Source organism: Wenzhouxiangella indolica (genome assembly GCF_042310355.1).
GTDB lineage: Bacteria > Pseudomonadota > Gammaproteobacteria > Xanthomonadales > Wenzhouxiangellaceae > Wenzhouxiangella.
Genome location: NZ_JBHJMR010000007.1, coordinates 21,860 through 44,301, shown reverse-complemented (window position 1 = coordinate 44,301; position 22,442 = coordinate 21,860). Strand labels below are relative to the sequence as shown.

General features: G+C 65.0%; 17 protein-coding genes. 8 read left to right on the top strand and 9 right to left on the bottom strand.

What is annotated here, in order from left to right; translation table 11 throughout:
• Nucleotides 1-37: 37 nt before the first annotated feature.
• Nucleotides 38-412, bottom strand: a complete 375-nt coding sequence (locus ACDC67_RS09405; RefSeq protein WP_376692575.1) for an MAPEG family protein — start codon at nucleotides 410-412, stop codon at nucleotides 38-40.
• A gap of 182 nt (nucleotides 413-594) precedes the next feature.
• Between ACDC67_RS09405 and ACDC67_RS09400 the strand changes: the two genes are divergently transcribed.
• Nucleotides 595-2,757, top strand: coding sequence for a putative bifunctional diguanylate cyclase/phosphodiesterase (locus ACDC67_RS09400; RefSeq protein WP_376692573.1), 2,163 nt, complete (start codon nucleotides 595-597; stop codon nucleotides 2,755-2,757).
• On the opposite strand, the gene ACDC67_RS09395 is transcribed toward ACDC67_RS09400, so the two are convergent.
• The 5 genes from ACDC67_RS09395 to ACDC67_RS09375 are packed head-to-tail and all read right to left on the bottom strand — an operon-like array spanning nucleotide 2,719 to nucleotide 7,908.
• Nucleotides 2,719-3,780, bottom strand: coding sequence for an FAD:protein FMN transferase (locus ACDC67_RS09395; protein ID WP_376692572.1), 1,062 nt, complete (start codon nucleotides 3,778-3,780; stop codon nucleotides 2,719-2,721). The two genes, ACDC67_RS09400 and ACDC67_RS09395, sit on opposite strands and share 39 nt — an antisense overlap.
• Complete coding sequence (locus ACDC67_RS09390; RefSeq protein ID WP_376692570.1) at nucleotides 3,781-4,293, bottom strand: LEA type 2 family protein; 513 nt, start codon at nucleotides 4,291-4,293, stop codon at nucleotides 3,781-3,783.
• Nucleotides 4,290-5,195 carry an ABC transporter permease gene (locus ACDC67_RS09385; protein ID WP_376692568.1) on the bottom strand — a complete coding sequence of 302 codons (906 nt, stop codon included), beginning with the start codon at nucleotides 5,193-5,195 and terminating at the stop codon, nucleotides 4,290-4,292. The genes ACDC67_RS09390 and ACDC67_RS09385 overlap by 4 nt, the downstream gene beginning before the upstream one ends.
• On the bottom strand, nucleotides 5,165-6,124 hold the full coding sequence (locus ACDC67_RS09380; RefSeq protein WP_376692566.1) for an ABC transporter permease: 960 nt from the start codon (nucleotides 6,122-6,124) through the stop codon (nucleotides 5,165-5,167). Before ACDC67_RS09380 ends, ACDC67_RS09385 begins: the two co-directional genes overlap by 31 nt.
• The gene (locus ACDC67_RS09375) at nucleotides 6,121-7,908 is read right to left on the bottom strand and encodes an ABC transporter substrate-binding protein (RefSeq protein WP_376692564.1); all 1,788 of its coding nucleotides are present in this window, start codon (nucleotides 7,906-7,908) and stop codon (nucleotides 6,121-6,123) included. Before ACDC67_RS09375 ends, ACDC67_RS09380 begins: the two co-directional genes overlap by 4 nt.
• A 210-nt stretch (nucleotides 7,909-8,118) precedes the next feature.
• On the opposite strand from ACDC67_RS09375, the gene ACDC67_RS09370 reads away from it, so the two are divergent.
• The 3 genes from ACDC67_RS09370 to ACDC67_RS09360 are packed head-to-tail and all read left to right on the top strand — an operon-like array spanning nucleotide 8,119 to nucleotide 10,779.
• On the top strand, nucleotides 8,119-8,865 hold the full coding sequence (locus ACDC67_RS09370; RefSeq protein ID WP_376692562.1) for an EAL domain-containing protein: 747 nt from the start codon (nucleotides 8,119-8,121) through the stop codon (nucleotides 8,863-8,865).
• A 1-nt stretch (nucleotide 8,866) separates the two neighbouring features.
• Nucleotides 8,867-9,727: a DUF6502 family protein gene (locus tag ACDC67_RS09365; protein ID WP_376692560.1), complete on the top strand. Its 861-nt coding sequence runs from the start codon at nucleotides 8,867-8,869 to the stop codon at nucleotides 9,725-9,727.
• 53 nt (nucleotides 9,728-9,780) lie between these two features.
• Complete coding sequence (locus tag ACDC67_RS09360; RefSeq protein WP_376692559.1) at nucleotides 9,781-10,779, top strand: hypothetical protein; 999 nt, start codon at nucleotides 9,781-9,783, stop codon at nucleotides 10,777-10,779.
• Between the two features lie 144 nt (nucleotides 10,780-10,923).
• Here the strand turns inward: ACDC67_RS09360 and ACDC67_RS09355 are convergent, their stop codons facing one another.
• Entirely contained in the window at nucleotides 10,924-11,292 is a 369-nt protein-coding gene (locus tag ACDC67_RS09355; protein ID WP_376692557.1) for a SirB2 family protein, read from the bottom strand.
• A gap of 303 nt (nucleotides 11,293-11,595) precedes the next feature.
• On the opposite strand from ACDC67_RS09355, the gene ACDC67_RS09350 reads away from it, so the two are divergent.
• Entirely contained in the window at nucleotides 11,596-13,488 is a 1,893-nt protein-coding gene (locus ACDC67_RS09350) for an acetyl-CoA hydrolase/transferase C-terminal domain-containing protein (RefSeq protein ID WP_376692555.1), read from the top strand.
• Nucleotides 13,489-13,599: 111 nt separating this feature from the next.
• Here the strand turns inward: ACDC67_RS09350 and ACDC67_RS09345 are convergent, their stop codons facing one another.
• Nucleotides 13,600-14,451, bottom strand: a complete 852-nt coding sequence (locus ACDC67_RS09345) for an alpha/beta hydrolase family protein (protein ID WP_376692554.1) — start codon at nucleotides 14,449-14,451, stop codon at nucleotides 13,600-13,602.
• 127 nt (nucleotides 14,452-14,578) lie between these two features.
• On the opposite strand from ACDC67_RS09345, the gene ACDC67_RS09340 reads away from it, so the two are divergent.
• Entirely contained in the window at nucleotides 14,579-15,157 is a 579-nt protein-coding gene (locus tag ACDC67_RS09340; protein ID WP_376692552.1) for a carboxymuconolactone decarboxylase family protein, read from the top strand.
• A 71-nt stretch (nucleotides 15,158-15,228) separates the two neighbouring features.
• On the opposite strand, the gene ACDC67_RS09335 is transcribed toward ACDC67_RS09340, so the two are convergent.
• Nucleotides 15,229-16,254 carry a threonine aldolase family protein gene (locus ACDC67_RS09335; protein WP_376692550.1) on the bottom strand — a complete coding sequence of 342 codons (1,026 nt, stop codon included), beginning with the start codon at nucleotides 16,252-16,254 and terminating at the stop codon, nucleotides 15,229-15,231.
• A 357-nt stretch (nucleotides 16,255-16,611) separates the two neighbouring features.
• On the opposite strand from ACDC67_RS09335, the gene hrpA reads away from it, so the two are divergent.
• Nucleotides 16,612-20,442: an ATP-dependent RNA helicase HrpA gene (gene hrpA, locus ACDC67_RS09330; protein ID WP_376692549.1), complete on the top strand. Its 3,831-nt coding sequence runs from the start codon at nucleotides 16,612-16,614 to the stop codon at nucleotides 20,440-20,442.
• Between the two features lie 144 nt (nucleotides 20,443-20,586).
• On the top strand, nucleotides 20,587-22,440 hold the full coding sequence (locus ACDC67_RS09325; protein ID WP_376692547.1) for an Ig-like domain-containing protein: 1,854 nt from the start codon (nucleotides 20,587-20,589) through the stop codon (nucleotides 22,438-22,440).
• Nucleotides 22,441-22,442: the final 2 nt, after the last annotated feature.

The window sequence follows — 22,442 nt, the reverse complement described above, 5'->3', positions numbered from 1 at the left end:
GGCCCGCGCAGCGTCAACGTCTTCGGGTTCGGTCGCATCAAACACCGGCGACGAACAGCCAGACGCAGCAGAAGAATCCGCCCAGCCACATCAGGGAGCGGGCCAGGTGAATGTCGGCCAGGTAGCAGATGCCGTAGGCGATGCGAAAGGCGATGAAAGCGATGGCCAACGCGTCCACGAGTGGCTGCGCGGCGCCGGCGAAATGGGCCACGAGGGCCGCGGCCGCAAACAGCGGAAACGCCTCGTGGCTGTTCTGCTGGGCCCACCAGGCGCGTTTCCGGTAGCCGGAGACGGATTCGTACCAGTCGCGCGGGCGGCGATTGTTGAAGGACTTGTCGCCCGCCTTGGCCACGCCCGCAAGGACGATCGGCATCACGCCGGCGACCAGTACACACCAGAATGCGATGGTCATCGTAGTTGATCTCCCTCAAAGCTTCAGTTTACACCAGTGGTTGGTCGTGGCACGCGCGGCCCGGATGCGGACTTGCCGAACGAAACGCCTGCCTTTACTCTGGCTCTTTAAAGGGGATGGAGCCGAGTCGGGGACCCGCTCGAAATGACTTCCAAGATATCTCACCCTCCAGGGAGGCGGGCGTGCGCGTCGGCCTGAGCGTGCTCGCCGCGCTGGCCGTCTTCCTCTGCGGTCAGCTCCTGTTGACCCGGTTCGTCCAGGGTGAGCAGCAACGCGATGCCGATCTGCAGCGTTTCGTCGCCCTGCAGGAGCTGTCGACCTACCGGGCCCGCGTCGAGGGGCACCTCAACGCAAACCTGATCAGCATGCGTACCCTGCGGGCCGAGATCGCGCTTACGCCCGAACTGGATCCGGATCGCTTCGAGCGGCTGGTTTCGGAGCTGCTGACCGCCGACCTCCACACCCGCCACATCGCCGCAGCACCGGACCTGGTCATTCGCTACATCTACCCGCGCGAAGGCAACGAAGCGGCCCTCGGCCTCGATTACCGCGAAAGCCCGGAGCAGTTCGGGTCGATCCAGGCCGCCATCGATGCCGGCGACATCGTCATCGACGGACCGGTGGATCTCGTCCAGGGCGGCCGGGCGCTGATCGGGCGCCTGCCCGTCTACGAGCGGGACGGTGGCGAGCTGTGGGGCGTCATCTCGGTGGTTATCGATCATGAGCGCCTGTTCAGGGATGCCGGTTTGACGGCCCCACAGAACTGGAACGTGGGCCTGCGCGGCGGTCGTGGGGCCGAGGAGGAAGGCAAGGTCATTCTCGGTGAACCCGGCTGGTGGGACCTGGATCCGGTGACCGTCGCCGTCGACCTGCCGATTGGCGGCTGGGAGCTGGCGGCCGCGCCTCCCGGTGGCAGTTGGGAGGCGCCGTTGATGTCTTACCGCTGGCAATGGCTGGCCGGTTCGTCCGTCAACCTCGCGCTCGCGGTCCTGATCTTCGGCCTGATGGTCAGCCGCCGCCGCTTGCAGGGCGCGCTGTCGACGATCAGCTACCAGGCGCGCTTCGACAGCCTCACCGATCTCCCCAACCGGGAGTATTTTGTCCACCAGCTGGGCGAGGCCATTCATCGGGGCCGGCGCGAACACGGTCGGTTCGGGTTGTTGTTCATCGATCTCGATCATTTCAAGGAAATCAACGACTCGCTCGGTCACGAGGCGGGCGATGAGCTGCTCCAGGCCATCGCCGGGCGGCTCGGCACCGTGTTGCGTGGTCAGGATCTTGTCGGTCGCTTTGGCGGTGACGAGTTCGTGGTGCTGCTGCATCAGCTGGCTGACCCGATTGATGCGGAACTGGTCGCCAACAAGCTGCTCGAGGCGCTGCACCCGGTGTTGTCGATCAAGGGTCACGACGTGACCATCGACGGATCCATCGGCATCGCGGTCTATCCCGAGGACGGGCATTCGGTCGGTGACCTGCTTAAGCACGCCGATCTGGCGATGTATGCGGCAAAAGCCGCCGGTCGCGGCACGAGTCATTTCTTCAACGAGTCGCTGCGCCAGCAGGCCGAGTCCCACCTGAACCTGCACAACGAGATCAAGCGCGGCCTGTCGCAGAACCAGTTTCTCGTCTACTACCAGCCGATCATGGACGCGCGCGGTCGGCGACTGGTCGGTGCCGAGGCGTTGCTGCGCTGGCAGCATCCCCGGCGCGGCCTGCTGGGGCCGGCGCAGTTCATTCCGGTTGCCGAGCGAACGGGCATGATCCGTGAACTGGGCGGCCTGGTACTGCGTCGGGTGTGCCGCGACTACGAGGCCATGTTGCGCGCCGGCCTGGATATCGGCCTGGCGCTCAATCGTTCATCGCGCGAGTTCAACGATCGACGCACCGTCATGCGCTGGCTCGAGATCATCGACGCAAGCCGGATGCCGCGCGAGCGGCTCACCTTCGAGATCACCGAGTCGGTGCTCATGCCCGACAAGGAGCGCCAGCACCGCTTGTTGCGAAGGCTCAATGCGGAGGGGATTCGCCTGGCGATCGATGACTTCGGTCAGGGCTATTCCTCGGTGACCTACCTGAAGAAGTTTCCCGTCGGCCAGATCAAGATCGACCGGGTGTTCGTGCAGGACATGACCGAAAGTCCGCAGAAGCATGCCCTGGTCGAAGCCCTGGTGAAGATGGCCCAGGCCCTGCAGCTCGAGGTCGTGGCCGAGGGCGTGGAAACGGCCGAGCAGGCGGACCTGCTGGCGGCTCTCGGCTGCGACATGCTCCAGGGGTTCTACTTCGGACGGCCGATGCCGCTGGCCGAGCTACTGGAGCGCTTCTGCGGGGGCCGTGTTCTCGAGTGAGACGACCCGCAGATGGTCGGGTTGTTGGTGCCATCGGACCCGCTCGGCCATGCCGCGTGTGACGACGATGTGGCCGTTGGCATCCACCCGCATCACCGCGTCGACGCCCATGCTGGCGGCGATCGCCCGCCACTCGCCGGCATCGGCGACCGCCAGGGCAGTGGCGGCCGCATCGGCGATTGCGCCATCCCTGGCGATGACCGTGATCGAGCGTACGCCGTCGGCCGGGTAGCCGGTGCGCGGGTCGATGATGTGACCGTAGCGGATGCCCTCGCCCTGCCGGTAACGCCGGTAGTTGCCCGAGGTAAAGACGAATTCCCCGTCCTCGACCGTGAGGTCGGCGAGATAGCGACCGCCTTCACCGTCGGGGTGCTCGACGGCGGCCCGCCATGGTCGATTGCCGCGGCGACCGATCACCCCGAGATCGCCGCCGGCGTTGACGATGGCGTGCTCGATGCCGGCCCGGGCCAGGATGGCCAGGGCGCGCTCGACCGCGACACCCTTGATGTAGGCGCCAAAGTCGAGTTGTACCGCCCGGTTGCGGCTCGCCAGCGTGCCGTCCCGGATCTCCAGGTCGCGCATGCCCGGCGATTGCGCCAGCAGCGCATTGATGGCGGTGGCCGGCGGTGGTGGGCCGACCGGTAACTCGCTGGCATGGAAACCCCACAGGGCGAGCAAGCGGCCGATGGCGGGGTTGAACAAGCCCCCGCTGGCATGTTCCAGCGCCCGCGCGCGCTCGATGATCGCCACGGCCTCGGGGTTCAGCTCGATGCGCCGTCCCGCGGCCAGTGCCTGGTTGATCTCGGTCAGCCGGCCCGCCTCCCAGGCGTGCCAGCGACGATGCATGGCCTGGAGCTCGCGATCGACGGCGGCGACGGCCGCGTCGGCTTGTTGTCCGGCGCGCAGGGTCACGTTGACTTCGCTGCCGAACGCGGCAATACGATGGTGGACGAGTTCAGGCTGGTGTTCGCAGGCCGTCAGTGCGAGCGCCGCCAGCGCGGCCGCGTGCAGACCGACACGCATTCAGCGGAAGCGGTCGGGCTGCCCCGGCACCGGGTGCAGCCACCCCTCGGCCTCGGTGACTCGATCGCGGCCGCCTTCCGTTGTCAGTCGCGCCTGCAGCGTCCAGGGCAGGCGGTTTGCGCCTCCTTTGGCGAGACGCTGCAGGGCCTCGAGGCCGTCCGGTTCGGCCGGCAGGGAAAAACGCAGGGTTTCACGACCGCGCGCGGAAATTCTCAGCGTCAGTTCCCGGCTGCCCGCGGCGAGCGGCTGGCCGTCGAGCACCAGGTCGACCGAAGCGCCGCTCAGCCGCAGGGCTTCGTCGTTGACGTTGCGAACCGATAGCTCGAGGGTCACGCTGTCGGCCTGCCGCTCGAGCCCGCTGAGCGAAACCTGGGGCGGTTCGCCGAGCACTTCGCGCAGGTTGCCGCTGCAGGCGGTCAGCAGCGCTAGCACCAGCAGCAGCCCATGGATTCGACCGGTCAAGATGGTCACGCGTTTGTCCAGCCCCCTGTACAGATCTTGTGAGGCGGTCATGATAATCCCCTTGGCTGGGTGGCGGTGTGCAGGCTGCGCCGGGTCGCGGTGCGGCGGGCTCGCGGGTCGAGTCTTTCCTGCAGCCGGTCGGTCAGCTGATTGATCGACAGCACGAGCGCGAACAGCGCCAGCGATGCGGCAATGAAGTTCATGTAGTGGCCGGCCAGGATTTCCTGACCGGCTTCGGCGATCATGATGCCCCAACTGATGGAGTCCTGCAGGCCGATACCGAGAAAGCTGAGCACCACCTCGGCCTTGATGGCGGCGACAAAAACCAGGGAAGTCTGTACCAGCAGGACCGGGGCGGTGTTGGGCAGGATGTGGCGCAGGATGATTTGCCGCGCGTTCAGGCCGCTGACGCGGGCGGCCGTGACGAACTCGCGCTTTCTCAGGCGGATGGTCTCGGTGCGCACCAGTCTTGCGGTTAGCGTCCAGAAGCTCGTGATCATCGCCAGGTGCATGGCGCCCGACCAGCCCTGCAGGGCGAAGGAGACGGCGGCCACGAAGAGATAGAAGGGGACGGCGTCGATGGTGCCGATCAGCCAGGTCGCCACCGCGTCGATGCGGCGGTGCGCGAAGTAACCGGCCAGGCCACCGATCAGCGCGCCGATGAGAACCGACGCCAGGGCGACCAGGATGCCGACTTCGAAGGCGGTGGCCGTGCCCGCCAGCAGGCGCTCGAAGACATCTTGGCCGAGTCGATTGGTGCCCAGCCAGTGCTGCGCGGAAGGCGGCTCCCGCAGCGCGCCGCTGATGGCTGCCCAGTCGCCGCCCCATAGCCCGGTCCAGACGCCGACGGCGCCCGCCAGGTAGGCAAGCACCACAAGGAGCGCCAGGCGTTCGCCGGGACCTGATTTGGGCCAGGGCCGGCTCATGCGTCGCGCGACCTGGGGTCGAACCATGCGGTCGACGCATCCGTGGCGGCGAGGGCCAGCACGAACAGGATCGACGAGAGGCTGACGACGGCCATCAGCACCGGCTGGTCGCCGGTGAGTATGGCGTTCCAGGTGGCCCGGCCCATGCCGGGAATGCCGAAATGGGACTCGATGATCAGGCTGCCCGAAATCAGGATCAGCGGGATGGCCACCAGCACGCGGGTGAGAATCGGCGGGGCCGCGGCCCGAAGCACATAGCCGGTGATGATCCGTCGGGCCGGCATGCCGTAGGCCCGGGCCGTGCGCACCGGGGCATCGGTGAGCACGTCGCGGAAGATGGTGCGAAAGAAGCGCAGGTTGTAGCCCAGGTTTGCCGCGATCAGGGCAAGGGTCGGCACGCTCACGTGCTGCAGGTAGGCTCCCGTGCTGTCGGCTCGCCAGCCGCGCACCGGGAACCAGTCAAGCCAGACGCCGAACACGGCCTGCAGGCCGATGAAGATGATGACCAGCGAAAGGCTCATGCTGCCGGCCGACGCGATATCGCAGAAGCGATCAAGCCGGCTTCCCGGTCGCCAGGCCGCCGCCAGCGCGAGCATCAGCGCCACTGCGATGCCCAGAATGAACCCGGGCGTCAGCAGGGCGAGCGTCACCGGCGCGGTTCGTGCCAGCAGTTCGCCGACCGGCTCACCGCTGGCGTAGCTCGAGCCGAACTCCAGGCGCGCGATGCGGGCCAGGTAGTCGCCGTAGCGCAGCAGGAACATGCGGTCCTGGCCGAGTTCCGTGCGCACTTGCTCGATCTGGGCGGGGGTGGGGTTGCGTCCGAGTTGCTCCCAGGCGGGATCCGGCCCGAAGTGGACCGTCAGCGTAAAACTCAGGAGCGTCACGCCCAGCAGCAGGGGCAGGATGCCGAGTATGCGCTGCATGGCATACCGGCCCGGCGATTCATCCCCTTTCACGGCCGCTTGCCGGTGACATCGACGAAGCGCAGGAAGAAGCCGCCGACCATTTCGCGGTCGGGAAGCATGCGCACGTGTCTTTTCCACAGGTGCAGCCGGGTGCGCGCGAGGGAGCCGATGACGACGCAATCGTCGATCACCATGCGGTTGAGCCGTCGATAAAGCTCCCTTCGCTCCGGCCCGGACGACATGCGTGAGGCGCGTTCGAACAGGCGGTCGAACTCGTCATTGGCGTAGTTGGTGCCGTTTGCGCCGGGTGCGGCGTTGGGGCCATAGAAGAGTTGAAGGGCGTACTGGGCGTCGGGGTAGGCGAGTGTCCAGCCCATCAGGAAGATATCGAGGTCCCGCTGACCGATGGCGCGCGAGTATTCGCCGAAGCTGGCGAAGGTGCGCGGTTCGAAGTGACCCGGCGGAAAGCCGATGGCCTGCATCCAGGCGCGAAACTGCTCGAACATCTGGCGCTGCTGGACACTGGCTTCGAGCCCGTAGGACAGGTGCGGCAGCGACTCGGGCCGCCAGCCGGCCGCCTCGAGGCGTTCGCGTGCACGCTCCGGGCGGTGGGCGATGGAGCTCATGTCGCCGGCGGCGTCGTATGCATCCAGCATCGGCGGCACGACGCCGGGAAAGACGCGGCCGAGCCCGTGGTAGAAGGCGCGGTTTCGGGCCGTCCAGTCGAAGGCGTCGCGCATGGCGCAACGCAGGGCCCGGTTGCGCTGCTGGCGCTGCGGATCGTCGTTGTAGCCGATGGCCGGGTTGGACAGGTCGAAGCCCAGGAACACGAACCCGGCTTCGAGTCCGGCCTGGCTGTGGTAGCGCTCCCGGATGCCGGGCTTCAGGGACAGGGGTTGGCGCGCCTCGAGGACGCGCTCGGCCATTTCCGGCGGAACCATCACGACGTCGACGCCGCGGCTTGACTCGAAGCTGCTCCAGCGCGCCGTCGGTTCGGTGATGAAGTGGACTTCCAGGCGATCCAGCAGCGGGTAGGGCTGCCCGTCGATCGGCTCGAGCCCGAAGCGCGCGTGTTGCTCCGCGTCAAAGCCTTCCGCGTGCAGGTCGATCGGGCCGCGATCGAAATGCGGGTTGGGTTCGAGCACGGCCCGGGCTTCGTCGAACTGCGTCAGCACGAACGGACCCGAGCCCACCGGCCGGGCGCCAAAGCGCGATCCGTAGTGCTCGACGGCTTCGCGCGGGACAATCGCCGAAAGTGCGGTGGCCAGCGTGTGCGTGAACTGGGGGTAAGGCTCGTTCAACCGGATCCTCAGCGTGGACTCGTCTACCGCCTGGAGCCCCTCTACCGCCTGGTCGGCGCTGTCGAGCGTGACGTCTTCGTCCAGGCCCACGATGCGGTCGCGCCACAGCCATGCCCCCCGCGATCGCGTTTCAGCCATGAAATGCCGCTTGAGCGAATAGACCACGTCCTGCGCCGTCACGGCACGACCCTGGCCGCCTTCGAAGGCGGGGTCATCGGCGAATCGCGCGTCGTCTCGCAGACGGATTTCGTACACGCGGCCGTCCTCGGAAACTTCGGGAAAGCCCGCGGCCAGGTTGGGCGTGAGCGCGTAGGGCCGCTCCAGATACTTGTAGCGGTAGAGCGTGTCGAACAGGTTCTTGACCAGGGTGGCCGCGTAGACATCGCCCGCATGCGCTGGGTCGAGGGTGGCGGGCGCCCCGTCGATGGCATGCCGGTAGACCTTCTCCGCACCACTGGCCTGCTGATTCGACTGCTGGCAGCCCGCCACTAGTGTCAGGGCGAACATCAGGGCGGCCAGACGCGCATTGAGCATGGTCAACTCCCTGAAAATAAAGAAAGAATACCGCATGCCTGCCCAGTCATCGAGTTGGTGGAGCGGATGCGCTGGCCTAACAGTAGCGGAAGGCGTCGACTGCTCACAAGCGCTTGTGAGCATTTTTTTCGGGTCGCTTATTGCAATTTCTGGCAAATGCCGTTATTGTCAATTACCAGATTTGGCAAACGCCAGAAACGAGGAAAAGGGATGGATGCTCAAGTCGCCCACACGGCGCCACTCCAGGCCACGACGGACTTCTGCACGTTCGCCGTTCACGAGATTCGCGCGCTGGGCGCCCCCGGAGACCGATTCGGCGGTGATCAGCCCTGGTACGAGGCGCTGATCCGGCCGCGCGGAATACACCGGCACTGGTCGCCCGGGGATTTCATCGATCGGCTCTATCTCGAACGGCCGGTGCTGCACACGGACCTGGAGGTCTTCAAACGAGTGGCCGCCTGGCTGTTGGAGCAGAACGAGCCAACCCGCGTCAGCATCAACACGCACCCGGAGTCCCTGACCAGCCGGCTGTTCGTCGACACCGTGCTCAGGTACCAGGGGGCGGCGGCGCGCGCCGGCCACTCCATATGCCTGGAGCTGATCGAGTTCGGCCGCAGCCGGGAGAAGAGCAGCCTGGTTGCCAACGCCCAGACGCTGCGGCGAGCGGGCGTGCTGATCGCGCTCGACGACTTCGGGAGCCGCGTCAATTGCTTCGATCTTTGTGCAGCCGGCATTGTCGATCTGCTCAAGATCGATACCGGCGTCACCAACGGCGTTCATGTCGACCGCAATCAGCGGGCGATCGTGGAAAGCATCAAGACCCTGGGGCGTGGTCTGGGTGCCGGCGTCATTGCCGAAGGGGTGGAAACGTCACAACAGGTGGCGGCCCTGCGCGGTCTGGATGTGGACTACGCCCAGGGCTTCCATTACCAGAAACCCCAACTGCTGGAGATCTGAGATGGGCCAGGCACTCGCACAAGGAGAGCACGGACAGGACATCAGCTGGCTGATCGACGCGATGACCCGCATGGTTCGCCCGATCGTTCGTTTTGCCGTCGGCCGCGTTTCCTGCGCGGCACTGGTCAACCTGGTTCGCGAGATCTACGTCGAAGAGGCGAAGGTCTACCTGCATTCGCAGAACCCCGACCGCAAGGTCACTCGATCGGCGCTGGCGCTTCTTTGCGGCATGGACGGCCGCGCCATCAAGGCGTTCGAGGAGAATCCCGATCGCGAGTACGTTCCCTCCGACGTTTGCTCGGAAGCGCACATCCTGGAGATGTGGAACAACGACGAGGCCTTTCTCGACGAGGACGGCTCGGCCGCCGAGCTATTGGTTCATGGGCCGCAGGGCACTTTCCAGCGCTTGGTAAGCCGGGCGGCCGGACGGGCCGTGACGCCGCAAACGGCGCTCGACCGCCTGCTAGAGAGCGGCAATGTCGAATTGACCGACAACGACACCCGGGTGCGCCTGATCGATCCGTTCTACAAGCCGGTCAAGGATTCGGAGAAGACGGCGATCGAGGCCGGAAGCCTGGCGATCAACCGGCTCGGCCGGGCGGTGGTGCACAACACCAGCCGCGTGCCGGAAGGGGCGCCGTCCTGGCTGCAGCAGGATCGCTGGTCGTTCCGGATTCCCAAGGAGCGCGTCGAGATCATCCGTGCCGAGGTCAGAGCGATTCTCGAACGGCACATCGTGGAGATGGAGCAGTACCTCGAATCCGAGGAGAAGAAGCCGTCGGAAACGAATGAAAGTTCGGTCGGTATCGGTTGGTATTACTGGGAGGAAAACACCCCCCAAGGCGCGATCCAACCGGGCTGAACGCAACCGGTCGTCCCCCAAATTCAATTGAGAAAAAGCTCGAGGAGTTAACCATGATCAATGCAATCGAAAAGTCCGGAACGGGCATCGGCAAGAGCGGAACCGGTATCGAGAAGAGCGGAACCGGTATCGAGAAGTCCGGAACAGGCAGCCGGCGTGGGAAGTGGCCGCTGCTTTCGCTCGCGGCCGCGGCGCTGTTTGCCGCCCATGCCACCGCCAGCGAACCCGAGGTGCTGGTTTCCGCCGGCGGCGACCAAGTGTTCGTGTCGGTCCATGGCAGCGACGGCATCCTCGTGGGCCGGGGTGACATGCTCGACGATTCGGGCTACTACCGGATCGCGCTTTATTCGGCCGTCGGGCCGAAGGGCTCCGGCGCAGCCTTCGAGCCCATGGTCGCCGGATCCGGCAGCGGATCGGCCGGCGAGAAATGCAGCGGTTCATCGTCGCTGATGGTCGCCGGCTCGGGTAGCGGCAGCGCCGGAGAGAACTGTCGGCCGGCTCCCGGACTGATGGTCGCCGGCTCCGGAAGCGGTTCCTCGACCGAAGTGGCCGGTTCCGGAAGCGGTTCATCCACCGAAGTCGCCGGTTCGGGCAGCGGCTCTTCCACGGAGGTGGCCGGCTCCGGCAGTGGATCGGCCGGCGAGCGCTGTTTCGGATCGTCCTCGCTGATGGTGGCCGGCTCGGGCAGCGGCAGCGCCGGTGAGGGTTGCGGCGCGCAGACGATGGTCGCCGGTTCCGGCAGCGGCGCTGCGGGCGAAGGTTGCGTCGGGGGTCGATCGGACGTGGCCGGCTCCGGCAGCGGTTCCGCCACCGAAGTCGCCGGCTCCGGCAGCGGATCGGCCGGCGAAGGTTCGGGCTGCGCTGCCGCGGCCAATGCCTGGGGCGTGGCCGAAGTGGTCGTCGATTCCGCTGGCACCCATGTCGTGGTTCACCAGATCAAGGAAAGCGTGGCCGAGGAATACCTGGTCGCCTTCCTGCCAGTCTCGAACCGCGAGGTCGCTCACTCGCTGGTTCGGGGGTCGAGCAAACATGGATTCGTGGCAACTCCCTGAAGCTAGAAGCCAGAACATGATTTGCTTTTCCAATGGGCGTTTGAGTCGTCAGTCTCCCCCTTCCCGTTGACGACTCATGCGTTGTTGGCTGCCCCGGCTCTGCCGGGGCATTTTTTTGGTTGCTCGCGCCGTTCGCCCGCCTGGTCAAAGCGGCTTGTGCAGTGCCAGGGCCGCGATACACAGGAAGACAATCAGCGCGAGCACGTACAGCCCGCTTGCGCGCGAGGGAGCGCGCCCGACGGCCCTGAACGCGGCCATGCCGAGCAGGATGTAGGCCAGCACCAGCAGCAGTTTCACACCCAGCCAGGACAGGACTGGCCACCCGACCGTGATCCAGAGGGCCACGCCGGACGCGAGCAGCAGCGTATCGATGACGTGCGGAGCGATCTTCCAGACGCGATGGGGCAGCGGACGCTGCAGCACGATTCGGATGAACCCGCGTAGCGCAAAGCCGATGCCACTAGTCAGTGCCAGCAGGATGTGAATGCTTTTCAGAAGCGGGTAGTAGTGCATGAGTGTGGTCGGCGTGATCGGATGAATGCTGGAGTTCCGCTAGGGTATCTGCAATTGTCCCGCATCGAGGGAGTGGATCGGGAATCTAAATCCCAAGTACCAAGCACCAAGGACCAAACACAACGAATGATCGAAATTCGAATGATCGAAACGCAACTGCTGCTGCGAACAGGCTGGCTGTGAGTGTCCTGATCACAGCGGCTCACGGAAACGGTGGCTTGCTGCGTGGTATGCGAGGATAGTGTTCGTGGGTAGTCGGCGATTGCCCGCATTCCATCGACAGTGAGAACAGGGCGAGAAGGCTTGAATCCGGATACTACGGCATCGTATGAAGATCTGATCGATCGCATTATCCAGCGCGTCGGGCGGCGGCTGGTGGTTGGGTTGCCCCTGGGGCTGGGCAAGCCGAACCGGCTGGTCAATGCCCTCTACGCTCGCGCCCGCGAGGATTCAGAGCTGGAGCTCGAGATCGTCACGGCCCTGTCGCTGGACCTGCCGCAGTCGTCCCACTGGCTTGCGCAGCGCCTGATGGATCCGGTCGTCGAACGGCTTTTCGGCGCCGACTATCCGCAACTGGACTACGTGCGCGACCAGCGCAGCGGCCGGGTGCCGGACAACGTCACGATCACGGAATTCTATTTCCAGTCGGGGGCGGCACTCGGCAATGCGACGATGCAGCGCCACTACGTCTCGTCGAACTACACGCATGTGGCCCGCGACCTGGTCGACCGCGGCATCAATTTGCTGCTGCAGTTGGTCTCGGGACCCGAGCGGGAGCGCTACAGCCTGTCGTGCAATCCGGACGTGACCCTGGATGTCGTAGCCCGCCTGCGCGCTCAGGCCGACTGGCCCTGGATGGCCGTGGGCCAGGTGCATCCAGACCTGCCTTTCATGCACGGCGATGCCGTGGTCGAGGCCGATTTCTTCGACGAGATCGTCAACGAGGATCCGCGGCAGCGGCTGTTCGCCGTACCGCGCACGCAGGTTTCACTGCAGGATCATGCCGTGGGCGTTCACGCATCCCGTCTCCAGGCCGATGGCGGCACGCTGCAGATCGGCATCGGCTCTCTCAGCGATGCCCTGGTCAACGCCATGATTCATCGCCAGGACGACAACCGGGTCTACCGTGAACTGGTCGATCGGCTCGACGCGCCGACAGCTGGTATTGAGCATCTCGACCGCTTCGACGAGGGCATCTACGGAGCGAGCGAGATGTTCATGGACGGGTTCATGCATCTCTACCGCGCCGGCATTCTCGCGCGCGAGGTGTTCGACGACCTCGAGGTCCAGCAGCGCGTCAATGCCGGCGAAGTCGTCGAGCAGGCCGGCAGCGGCGCCCTCATGGACGGTGGCTTCTTCCTGGGCAGTGGCGAGTTCTATCGCTTCCTAAAGGATCTCGACGATTCTGAACGACCCCGCTTCCGCATGCACGGCGTGGGGCGCATCAACCAGCTATACGGTGGCCGGGAGGCGCTGGAGATCGCGCAGCGCCGGCACGCCTGTTTCATCAATACATGCATGATGGTCACTGCAACCGGTGCGGCCGTTTCCGACGGTTTGGCCGACCACCAGGTGGTCTCCGGCGTGGGCGGTCAGTACAACTTCGTGGCCATGGCGCACGCCATGGACGACGGGCGTTCGGTGCTGATGCTGCGCTCGACGCGCACCGGCAGCGGCGGGGAGGTCTCTTCGAACATCGTCTGGGAGTATCCGCACACGACCATACCCCGGCACCTGCGCGACCTGGTCGTGACCGAGTACGGCATCGCCGAGCTGCGCGGGCGCACGGACGAGGAATGCATCAAGGCGCTCGTTTGCATCATGGATGCTCGCTTCCAGGACGAGCTGGTCGAGCGGGCCAGGAAGGCCGGCAAGCTGGATGCCGACTGGGAAGTGCCGGCAGCCGCCCGCGACAACAGCCCGGAGCGTCTCGAGCGGGCATTCGACGACTATCGGCCGATGTTTTCCGATTACCCCTTCGGCAGCGACTTCACCGAAGTCGAGCAGCGCCTGATTCCCGCGCTCGAGAAGCTGAAGCGGTTATCGAAGAGCAAGATGAGCCTGTTGCGAGCGCTATGGCGAGGACGGCCGGATGGCTATGCCGAGGAGCTCGATCGCCTGGGCCTGGCCGAGCCGTCTTCTGTCAAGGAGCGGATGTACGCGCGCCTGGTGGCGGCGATGCTGGACGAGCAATGAGGCCTGAACCAGGGCAGCGGTTCTGTTTCGGTCATTCGAACATTGGAATTTCGAATTTGTTTCGGATTTGGTGCTTCGAGTTTCGTGCTTTCAACGTGAATCCCTTGTACCTTACCTCTCAGAGGCACCGAGCCACCGATTGATCGCCTCCGCCGTCGCCTCGGGTCGTTTCATCCATGCATAATGATCGGCCTTCTGCTTTTCGCCCTGGGCCTCGATCACTGTTTTTGTGACCTCACACCCCTCCAGCTTTCCCATAAGCCAATCGAGGGACCCGGCCGGCACGAACCAGTCATCGGCCATGTCGAGCGCCAGCACCGGCAGCTCCAGTGCCCGCAGGCCCGCTTCCAGGTCGACCTCGACTCCCGATGGTCGGTATTGCCCGGATCGCGCGCTGCGTGCCCAGTCGGCCATCACGTCGCGCGCCTCGTTGCCCGCAAAGCCGACGCGCTTGCCCGGGTAATAGCCGAAGACGGACCCGAGCGCGGGGAAGGCGAACATGGTGGCGATCATCACCCCTTTCATCGGCCACTCAAATGCGCGCCAGTAGGGCGACCCGCCGGCGATGACGATCAGCCCGCGCAAACCATCCGGATCCTGCGCCGCGCTCAGGCAGGCGAACTGGGAACCGAGGCTGTGGCCGGCGAGCAGGTACTCGCCGCCGCTTTGCTCGGCCACTGCATGCCGGGCCGAGTCGATGTCGTCCAGCAGTTCGCGGTAGCCCCAGTTCGACTGGCGGGAGGCCCGTCGATTCGACGACCCGTTGCCGCGCCATTCGTGGATGAACACGCTGACCCCCAGCCCGGCCAGCGCGCGCGAGAAGCGGATGAACAGGCGCGCGCTCAGGCCCATGCCGGGCAGGAAGAGGATCGTGTGTCGCGGGCGCTCGGCGGCGACGTGGATCAGTTCGAAGCGATGGCCGTCGCGGCTGGTGACGGGGATGACAGGCTGGTCGTGGGGCATGGGGAAGAAAGGTTTCAGGATTCAGGTTCAAGGTTTCAGGGGGACCGCCCACGGCTGGATCATGGCGTTATAGTGTCGGTTGGTTGCAATTTTGAGCGTGGATTCTCTAATGGCGCATATTGATCCCTTGCCTGCAGATCATACCCCGGAGCTGGGTGATACCTTTCGGCACTTCGAGGAAATCCTGGGCTTCGTGCCCAACAGCCTCCTGACGCTTCAGCGGCGGCCGAAGATCGTCGAGGCATTCGGCCAACTGACGGAAGCGATCATGGATCCCGAGGGCAGCGTCGATCCTGCCTTCAAGCGCCTGCTGGCCCACTTCGCCAGCCGTGCGGCCGGATGCCAGTACTGCGAGGCGCATTCCCTGGTGGCCGCCGGGATCAGCGGACTGCCCGAAGCGAAGCTCGAAGCGTTGTGGGAGTACCAGACTTCCGAACACTATTCAGAGGCCGAGCGTGCGGCGCTGGACTTCGCCCTGGCCGCCGGAAGCGTCCCCAACGCCGTTGACGAGGAACTCATGGCCCGCCTGAAAAAGCACTGGAGCGACGAACAGATCGTGGAGTTGCTGGCGGCCGTGTGCCTGTACGGCTTTCTCAATCGCTGGAACGACTCCATGGCCACCGATCTGGAAGACGGGCCGAAGGCGCTCGGCGAAAAAGTGCTCAAGTCAGGCGGCTGGACCGGCGGTAAGCACGTCGGACGTTAGAGCAAACTCGAAACCCGAAGCACCAAATCCGAAACAACACCGGCGCTCAAGGACGGGGACGCGAGCGGGGCCTACGAGCCCAGGGCCACGAGGAAGGCCGATATGTCGTCCTCCGTGGTCGCCCAGGAGCACACCAGCCTGGCGAGGTCGTCGTGGCCGGGCCAGATGTGGAAGAGAAAGCCCTTTTCCTTCAGCGCGGCGAGCTTTTCGGGTGAGGCTTTCATGAACACCTCGTTGGACTCGACCGGCCAGTGGAGCGAAGCGTGTGGGCTCGATTCGATGCCGGCAGCCAATTGCGCGGCCCGGGCGTTGGCGGTGCCGGCGAGTTCCAGCCACAGGTCGTCGTCGAGCTGGGCCAGGAGTTGCGCGGAGACGTAGCGCATCTTCGACAGAAGGTGGCCGGCGCGCTTTCGGCGGCGCGCCATGCCTTCCAGCCACTCCGGGTGGCCGAACACCACGATTGCTTCGGCGGTCAGCGCGCCGTTCTTTGTCGCTCCGAAAGAGAGCACGTCCACGCCGGCTTTCCAGGTGGTCTCCGCCGGATGACAGTCGAGATAGCGAACGGCGTTGGCGAATCGGGCACCGTCCATGTGCAGGTGCAGGCCGCGCTCGTGGGTAGCCTCGGCGATGGCTTGAACGTGGTCGGGGCGATACGTCGTGCCGCATTCGGTGGCCTGGGTGATCGAGACCACCGAGGGCTTGACGTTGTGCACGCCGTGCGCGCCCGCGCTGTCGATGGTCGCCGCGACCGTTTCGGCATCGAGCTTGCCGTTGTCGCCGGCCAGCGGCAGCAGCTTGGCGCCGCCGGAGAAGAATTCCGGCGCGCCGTTCTCGTCGTTGTGGATATGGGCCAGTTGGTGGCAAAGTACCGCGCCCCAGGGCGGGCTCAGCTCGGCGATGGCCGCGCAGTTGGCCGCGGTCCCCGTGGCGATCGGCAGGACGTGGCAGTCGGTATCGAACAGTTCCGAAAAGCGCTGATCGAGTTGCTTGCTGTAGATGTCGTTGGAATAGGCGGTCGCGAAGCCTTCGTTGGCCGCGCTGATCGCCTCGATCATCGCCGGATGCGCCGGCGCTTCGTTGTCGCTGGTGAAATTCATGGTCGATTGCGGGCTGTGTTGATTCTTTCGCCGTAGCGTAGCACCCGGGTCGTTCGAGATTGCGGGTTTCTAGGCGAGGGAAGGGTTCAGGTTTCAGGGTTCAGGTGCGTTTGGAGAAGGCCGGGGATGGGTTGCCGAAAAGCAATTCGCAGTGCGTGCCGTTGGCTGCTCGAAGATCACTGGGTGATCGCGAATCGTGACGCCCGAACCCCGAACCCCGAACCCCGAACCCCGAACCCCGAACCCCGAACCCGGAACCCGGAACCCGGAACCCGGAAACCTGAAACCTGAAACCTGAAACCTGAAACCTGAAACCTGAAACCTGAAACCAACCCCTGATCTGCGAAAATATCGCCAATGTCCAACATCCCCATTTTCGAACCCCGGGCCGTGATGCAGCGCGACATCGCCGGACTGAAGCGGCGCCACAAGCAGCTGGCCCGTTTCCGCGGCCCGGACGACAAGCGACAGCGTCTGCTCGACGAGTACCGGCAGCTGCTGGACGACTCGCGCGCGCAGCGCCAGTTGCGGGCCGAGGGCCGGCCCGATACCGGTGAGGCGCCCGACCTGCCGATCGCCGCCCACGCCGGCGACATCATCGAGGCCATCCGCGAGCACCAAGTGGTGATCGTCGCCGGCGAGACGGGTTCCGGCAAGTCGACCCAGCTGCCCAAGTTGTGCCTGGATGCCGGCCGCGGCGAGCGCGGCCTGATCGGCTGCACCCAGCCCAGGCGTATCGCCGCCCGCTCGGTGGCGCGCCGCGTGGCCGAGGAGCTGGGCACGGAACTGGGCCATGCAGTGGGCTTCCAGGTGCGCTTCACCGACCGGGTTTCCGACCAGAGTTACATCAAGTTCATGACCGACGGCATCCTGCTGGCCGAGGTGCACCGCGACCGCCTGCTCGACGCCTACGACACCCTGATCATCGACGAGGCGCACGAGCGCAGCCTCAACATCGACTTCCTGCTCGGCTACCTCAAGCGCCTGACCCGGCGCCGGCCGGATCTGAAGATCATCATCACCTCGGCCACCATCGACACCGAGCGCTTCGCCGAGCACTTCGATGGTGCACCCGTGATCACCGTCGAGGGCCGCGGCTACCCGGTCGATATCCAGTACCAGGAGCCGAAGGAGAGCGAAGACCTGCCGCAACAGGTGCGTCGGGCTGTCGACACCGTCAGCCGCATCGACTCGCGCGGCGATATCCTCGTCTTCCTGCCCGGCGAGCGCGAGATCTTCCAGGTCTCGCGCGCGCTCCAGCGCGCCCAGCTGTCGCATACCGAGGTGCTGCCGCTCTACGCCCGCCTGCCCTCGGCCAGCCAGGACCGGATCTTCAGGCCGGGCAAGGGCCGGCGGATCGTGCTCGCCACCAACGTGGCCGAAACCTCCCTGACCGTGCCCGGCATCCGTTTCGTGATCGATTCGGGCCTGGCGCGGATCTCGCGCTATGCCGCCCATTCCAAGGTATTGCGCCTGCCGGTCGAGCCGGTCTCGCAGGCTTCCTGCAACCAGCGCGCGGGGCGCTGCGGCCGGGTTGGCCCGGGCACCTGCGTTCGCTTGTTCGACGAGACCGATTACCGCTCGCGTCCGGAATTCACCGACCCCGAGATCCAGCGCGCCGGCCTGGTTGGCGTGGTGCTGGAAATGCTCGCCCTCGGCCTGGGCGACCCCGAGGATTTTCCCTTCATCGATGCGCCGCCGAAGCGACTGATCGGTGAGGCCCGGCAGAGCCTGTTCGAACTGGGCGCCGTCGATGACGATAGACGCCTGACCAAGCGGGGGCGAACCCTGGCGCGCCTTCCGGTCGATGTCCGACACGGCCGCATGCTGATCGAAGCCGCCGAGCGCGGCGCCCTCGCCGAGTTGCTCGTGCTCGTGGCCGGACTCTCCATCGCCGACGTCCGCGATCGTCCGCTGGACCAGCAGCAGGCCGCCGACCAGGCCCACCAGCAGTTCGTGGTCCAGGGCTCGGACTTTCTCACGCTGCTCGAATTGTGGCGATGGTGGCAGGAAGCTCGCGCCAGGCATTCCCGCAGCCAGGCCGACAAACTGGCGCGCAGGCATTTCCTCGCCCCGCAGCGCCTGCACGAGTGGGGGCAGCTGCACGGCCAGCTCAGGCAGATTGCCCGCGAAGAGCGCTGGCCAACGGGTCAAGCCGGTTCAGCCGAGCCCGAAGCCGTGCATCGCAGTCTGCTGGCCGGACTGCTGGGCATGGTCGGGCAGCACCAGGAGGCCGGCGAGTACCAGGGTGCGCGCGGTCACAAGTTCCGCATCTTCCCCGGTTCCGTCCTGGCCCGCCGCAATCCGGGCTGGATCATGGCCGCCGAGCTGGTGGAGACGGCCCGTCCCTATGCCCGCATGGTCGCCCCGGTCAAGCCGGAATGGCTCGAGCAACAGGGCGCGCACCTGCTCAAGCGCCGGGTGTTCGATCCGCACTGGGACAAGCGCTCGGGCCGCGTCATGGGCTACGAGCAGCTCAGCCTGCACGGCCTGGTGCTGGTCGAGAATCGCCGCGTGCATTTCGGCCCACACGATCCGGACACGGCCCGCTCGATCTTCATTCGCCATGCCCTGGTGCGCGGTGAGATCCATTCGAAGGCGGATTTCCTGAAACGCAACGCCGAGCTCAAGCGGGAGCTGTCCGAGCACGAGCACAAGCGTCGACGTCGCGACGTGCTGGCGGCGGAGGCCGAGCTGGAAGCGTTTTTCGCCGAGCGCCTGCCGCCCGACATTTTTACCACCCGGGCCTTCGCCCGCTGGTACGAGAAACTCGGAGCGGCCGAGCGCGAGCGGCTGCTTTTCGATCGCGCCACGCTGCTGCGCGACGACGCGCCGCTGGCCGGGCAGGAGGCGTTCCCTGCATCCCTGGCGATGGCCCCGGAGAAATTCCGCCTGCACTACCACTTCGATCCGGCGGCCGACAACGACGGGGTCACGCTCGATTGCCCCCTGCACCTGCTCAATCGGCTCGATACCGGGCGCCTGCAGTGGCTGGTTCCGGGCCTGCTCGAGGAAAAGGTGACCGCTCTGATCGCCAGCCTGCCCAAGTCGAAACGACGCTCCCTGGTGCCGGCCGCCGATTTCGGACGGGCCGCGGTCGAGTCCCTGGGGCCGCCCGACGGCGCCTTGCTGGAGCGCCTGTCCGAGGAGCTGACGCGGATGTCGGGCATGACGGTGACGCCGGACGACTTCAAGCTCGAAAAGCTGCCCCGGTACCTGAACTTCCTGGTGCGGGTGTTCGACGAGGCGGGCCGGGTCATCGGCCAGAGTCGCGACCCGGAAACGCTCATCGAGCGCTTCAGCGAGCGGGCCCGGCGCGAGTTCATGCAGCGCCAGGCCGGCCAGTGGCAACGCGACGGCCTGGGGCCGGACGACTTCCCCGAGCTGCCCGAGGAGATCACGACCCGGGGTGGACACCGCGCATGGCCGGCCGTGGTGGACCAGGGCGATCGCGCGGGTGTGCGCCTGTTCGATACCGAGGAAGACGCCCGCCTGGCGCATCGTGACGGGCTGCTCGTATTGCTGCGGGCATCGCTTCGCGACAAGTGGAAATACCTGAGGAAGAACCACGAACTATCGCGCGAGGCGCAGCTGGCCTGGACGCGCGTGGAAGATATCGCCACCTTGACCGAGGCGCTGCGCAACCTGGCGCTGCGCGACCTTCTCGAGCAACCCTGGTCGGTTCGGGACGGGGAGGCCTTTGGTCGCCTTGCGGTCGCCGTTCGTCAGGAAATGCTTGGAAATTATGGCGATTTGGCGAAAATTGTCGATAAATGCCTGCTAACGTGGCACGAGTTGTCCATGTGGCTCGATAGCCTGGACACCGCGGTGCCGGCCGCGGTCGCGGACATGCGCAGCCAACTCGAGGATCTGATGTACGCCGGCTTCCTCGACGATATCGAAGCCGACCGCCTGCGGCATTATCCGCGCTACCTGGAGGCGCTGCGCCTGCGGCTCGAAGCACTGGAACTCGATCCCGTGCGCGATCGGCAGCGCATGGAACAAGTGCAGCCCTGGTGGCAGCGCTACCTTTCGCAGCTCGAGGCGGGCTGGTACACGCCCGAGTTGGATGCCTACCGTTGGTTGATCGAAGAGTACCGAGTTCAGGTTTTTGCGCAGAAACTGGGAACCGCACAAAAAACCTCGCGCAAGCGCCTGTCCGAAGTCTGGGCGGAGTGCGCCGTCTGAGAGGACTGAGTTTGCGTGATGGTGTTCTCAAGTAGCGTCAGAAGGGCCTGAATTAACGGAACTTTTATGCCCTACGCATGGTCCTTTTGCTATTCGAACGGATACAATGTTGTTGTGACCATCTATTGTGGAATGATCCCGACCGTGAACGCATCTGCTCGCAACTTCCTTTTGAATGCCGCCGTTGCCATCGTTGCCGTAGTCGTCAGCGGATCGGCGCTGGGGCAGCTTGATACACCACGTGTGACCAGCGATCTGTCCTTGGTTGTGGACGGGGGTAGCGAAATCCTTGTGATTCCGCTCATTACCGAGGAGGCGCAGGACGAAGTCCTGACCTACGACCTCGGGGCGGGCGTGGTTCGTTTCGATGCCGGTGTGATTGCTCCGGAATACGATGAACCGTTCTTCTGCTTCGATCTGACTGCCCCGTCGTCGGCAGTCTCGATGGAGGTGCTTGATCCCAACGGCCACGTCGTCATCGACCAGTTCAACCTGAATGGATTCCTTGCGTACTCGTTGGACCCTCTGACCCTGACGATCGATCCGTCTTCGGATCAGCAATGTTTCTATCGCTCGAGTCAGGGCGTCTTCGGATTGTTCGGGATGGCTTCCTCCAGCATCCCCGAACCGCCCGGATTGATTTTCGGTGATCGACTGGAAGTCGCTCGGTCGCTCAGCCTGGAGTACCAGGATGTTCCCAGCTTCGTGACTCCCGGTCAGACCGTCAGCTATGACCTCGTTGTAAGCAATACCGGCACCGGCGCGCTCCAGACCACCGCGCTCCAGGAGTTGTTCCCCGAGAATCTCGGGGTGTATGACGCTGCGTTGACTGGCACGACGTGGACTTGCTCCGAAACCGGCGGTGCCGTGTGTCCGGCCAGCAGTGGAACGGGCCCGCTACGGTTCGAGGAGATGAACTCCGGAGGCAGTGACCTGGCTGTCGGGGGCAGTCTTACTTTCACTATCGAGCGTATGGTCGATGTCGATTCCATCAGCGGCGAATCGATCCGGTTGCACGCGGGTACAGTGGCCGATCCGCTCGCTACCGGCACGCCCTTCGCCGTCGACGAGGCCTCGATGACCGTTATCGGCGAATCCGCGGGCCTGAACGTAAGCGCCCCGACGACACAAGTAGGTGACGAGGTCACGATCACGGTCACGGTACTCGACAGCAGCCAGAATCCGGTGCCCTACGAAACCGTGGACGTCGACGATCAGGCCGGGCTGAATTTCACCTCGCCGACTACCGGCGACAGTGATGAGTCCGGCGAAGTGACGTTCACGGCCACGACGGAAAGCGCCGACGACTACACGGTCTCGTTCTCTTCGGGAACGCTCAGCGGAAGCGGCACGGTAACCTTCGAAGCAGGTCCACCCGCATTTTTCGTTGCCGCTGCGCTCGATGCCGAGGCCATCGCCGACGGTACAGACTCAGCCCTGATCAGCGTTTTGGTCGAGGATTCCTATGAAAACCCCGTCGACAGCGTCGCCGTCGAAGTGTCCGACGACGGCGGACTGAGTTCTCTGCCCGGAAGTGTGTTCACCGACATCAACGGCGAGGCAAGCTTTACGCCGACCTCCACCATTGCCGATACCTTCCAGATCCAGTTCTCCGTGACCGGTGCCGGTACGGAATCGGTTTCCCTTGAGTTCGTGCCCGGGGCTCCCTCCGATCTGGTCTTTTTTGAGCAGCCCAGTGACGTCGCTGCCGATGAGATCATGTCGCCGGGGGTGGTCGTGCGCGTTGTCGACGAAAATGAAAATTGGGTGGAAGATGATTCCTCAACTCATGTCCAGCTTCGCCTAAGGCAGAATGGAACGACCGTGGATTCGAATCTGGCCAATATGACAGTGAGCAATGGCGAGGCCCTGTTCGACAGCCTCAGCTTCGACTCGAGCCAGGTCGGTTCGGGCTATACCCTGCGAGCAGTGGGAACCACCGCGAGTTCAATCTTTTTCGAAGACAGCACGAGCTTCGAGGTTACGTCGGCCCAGTAGGC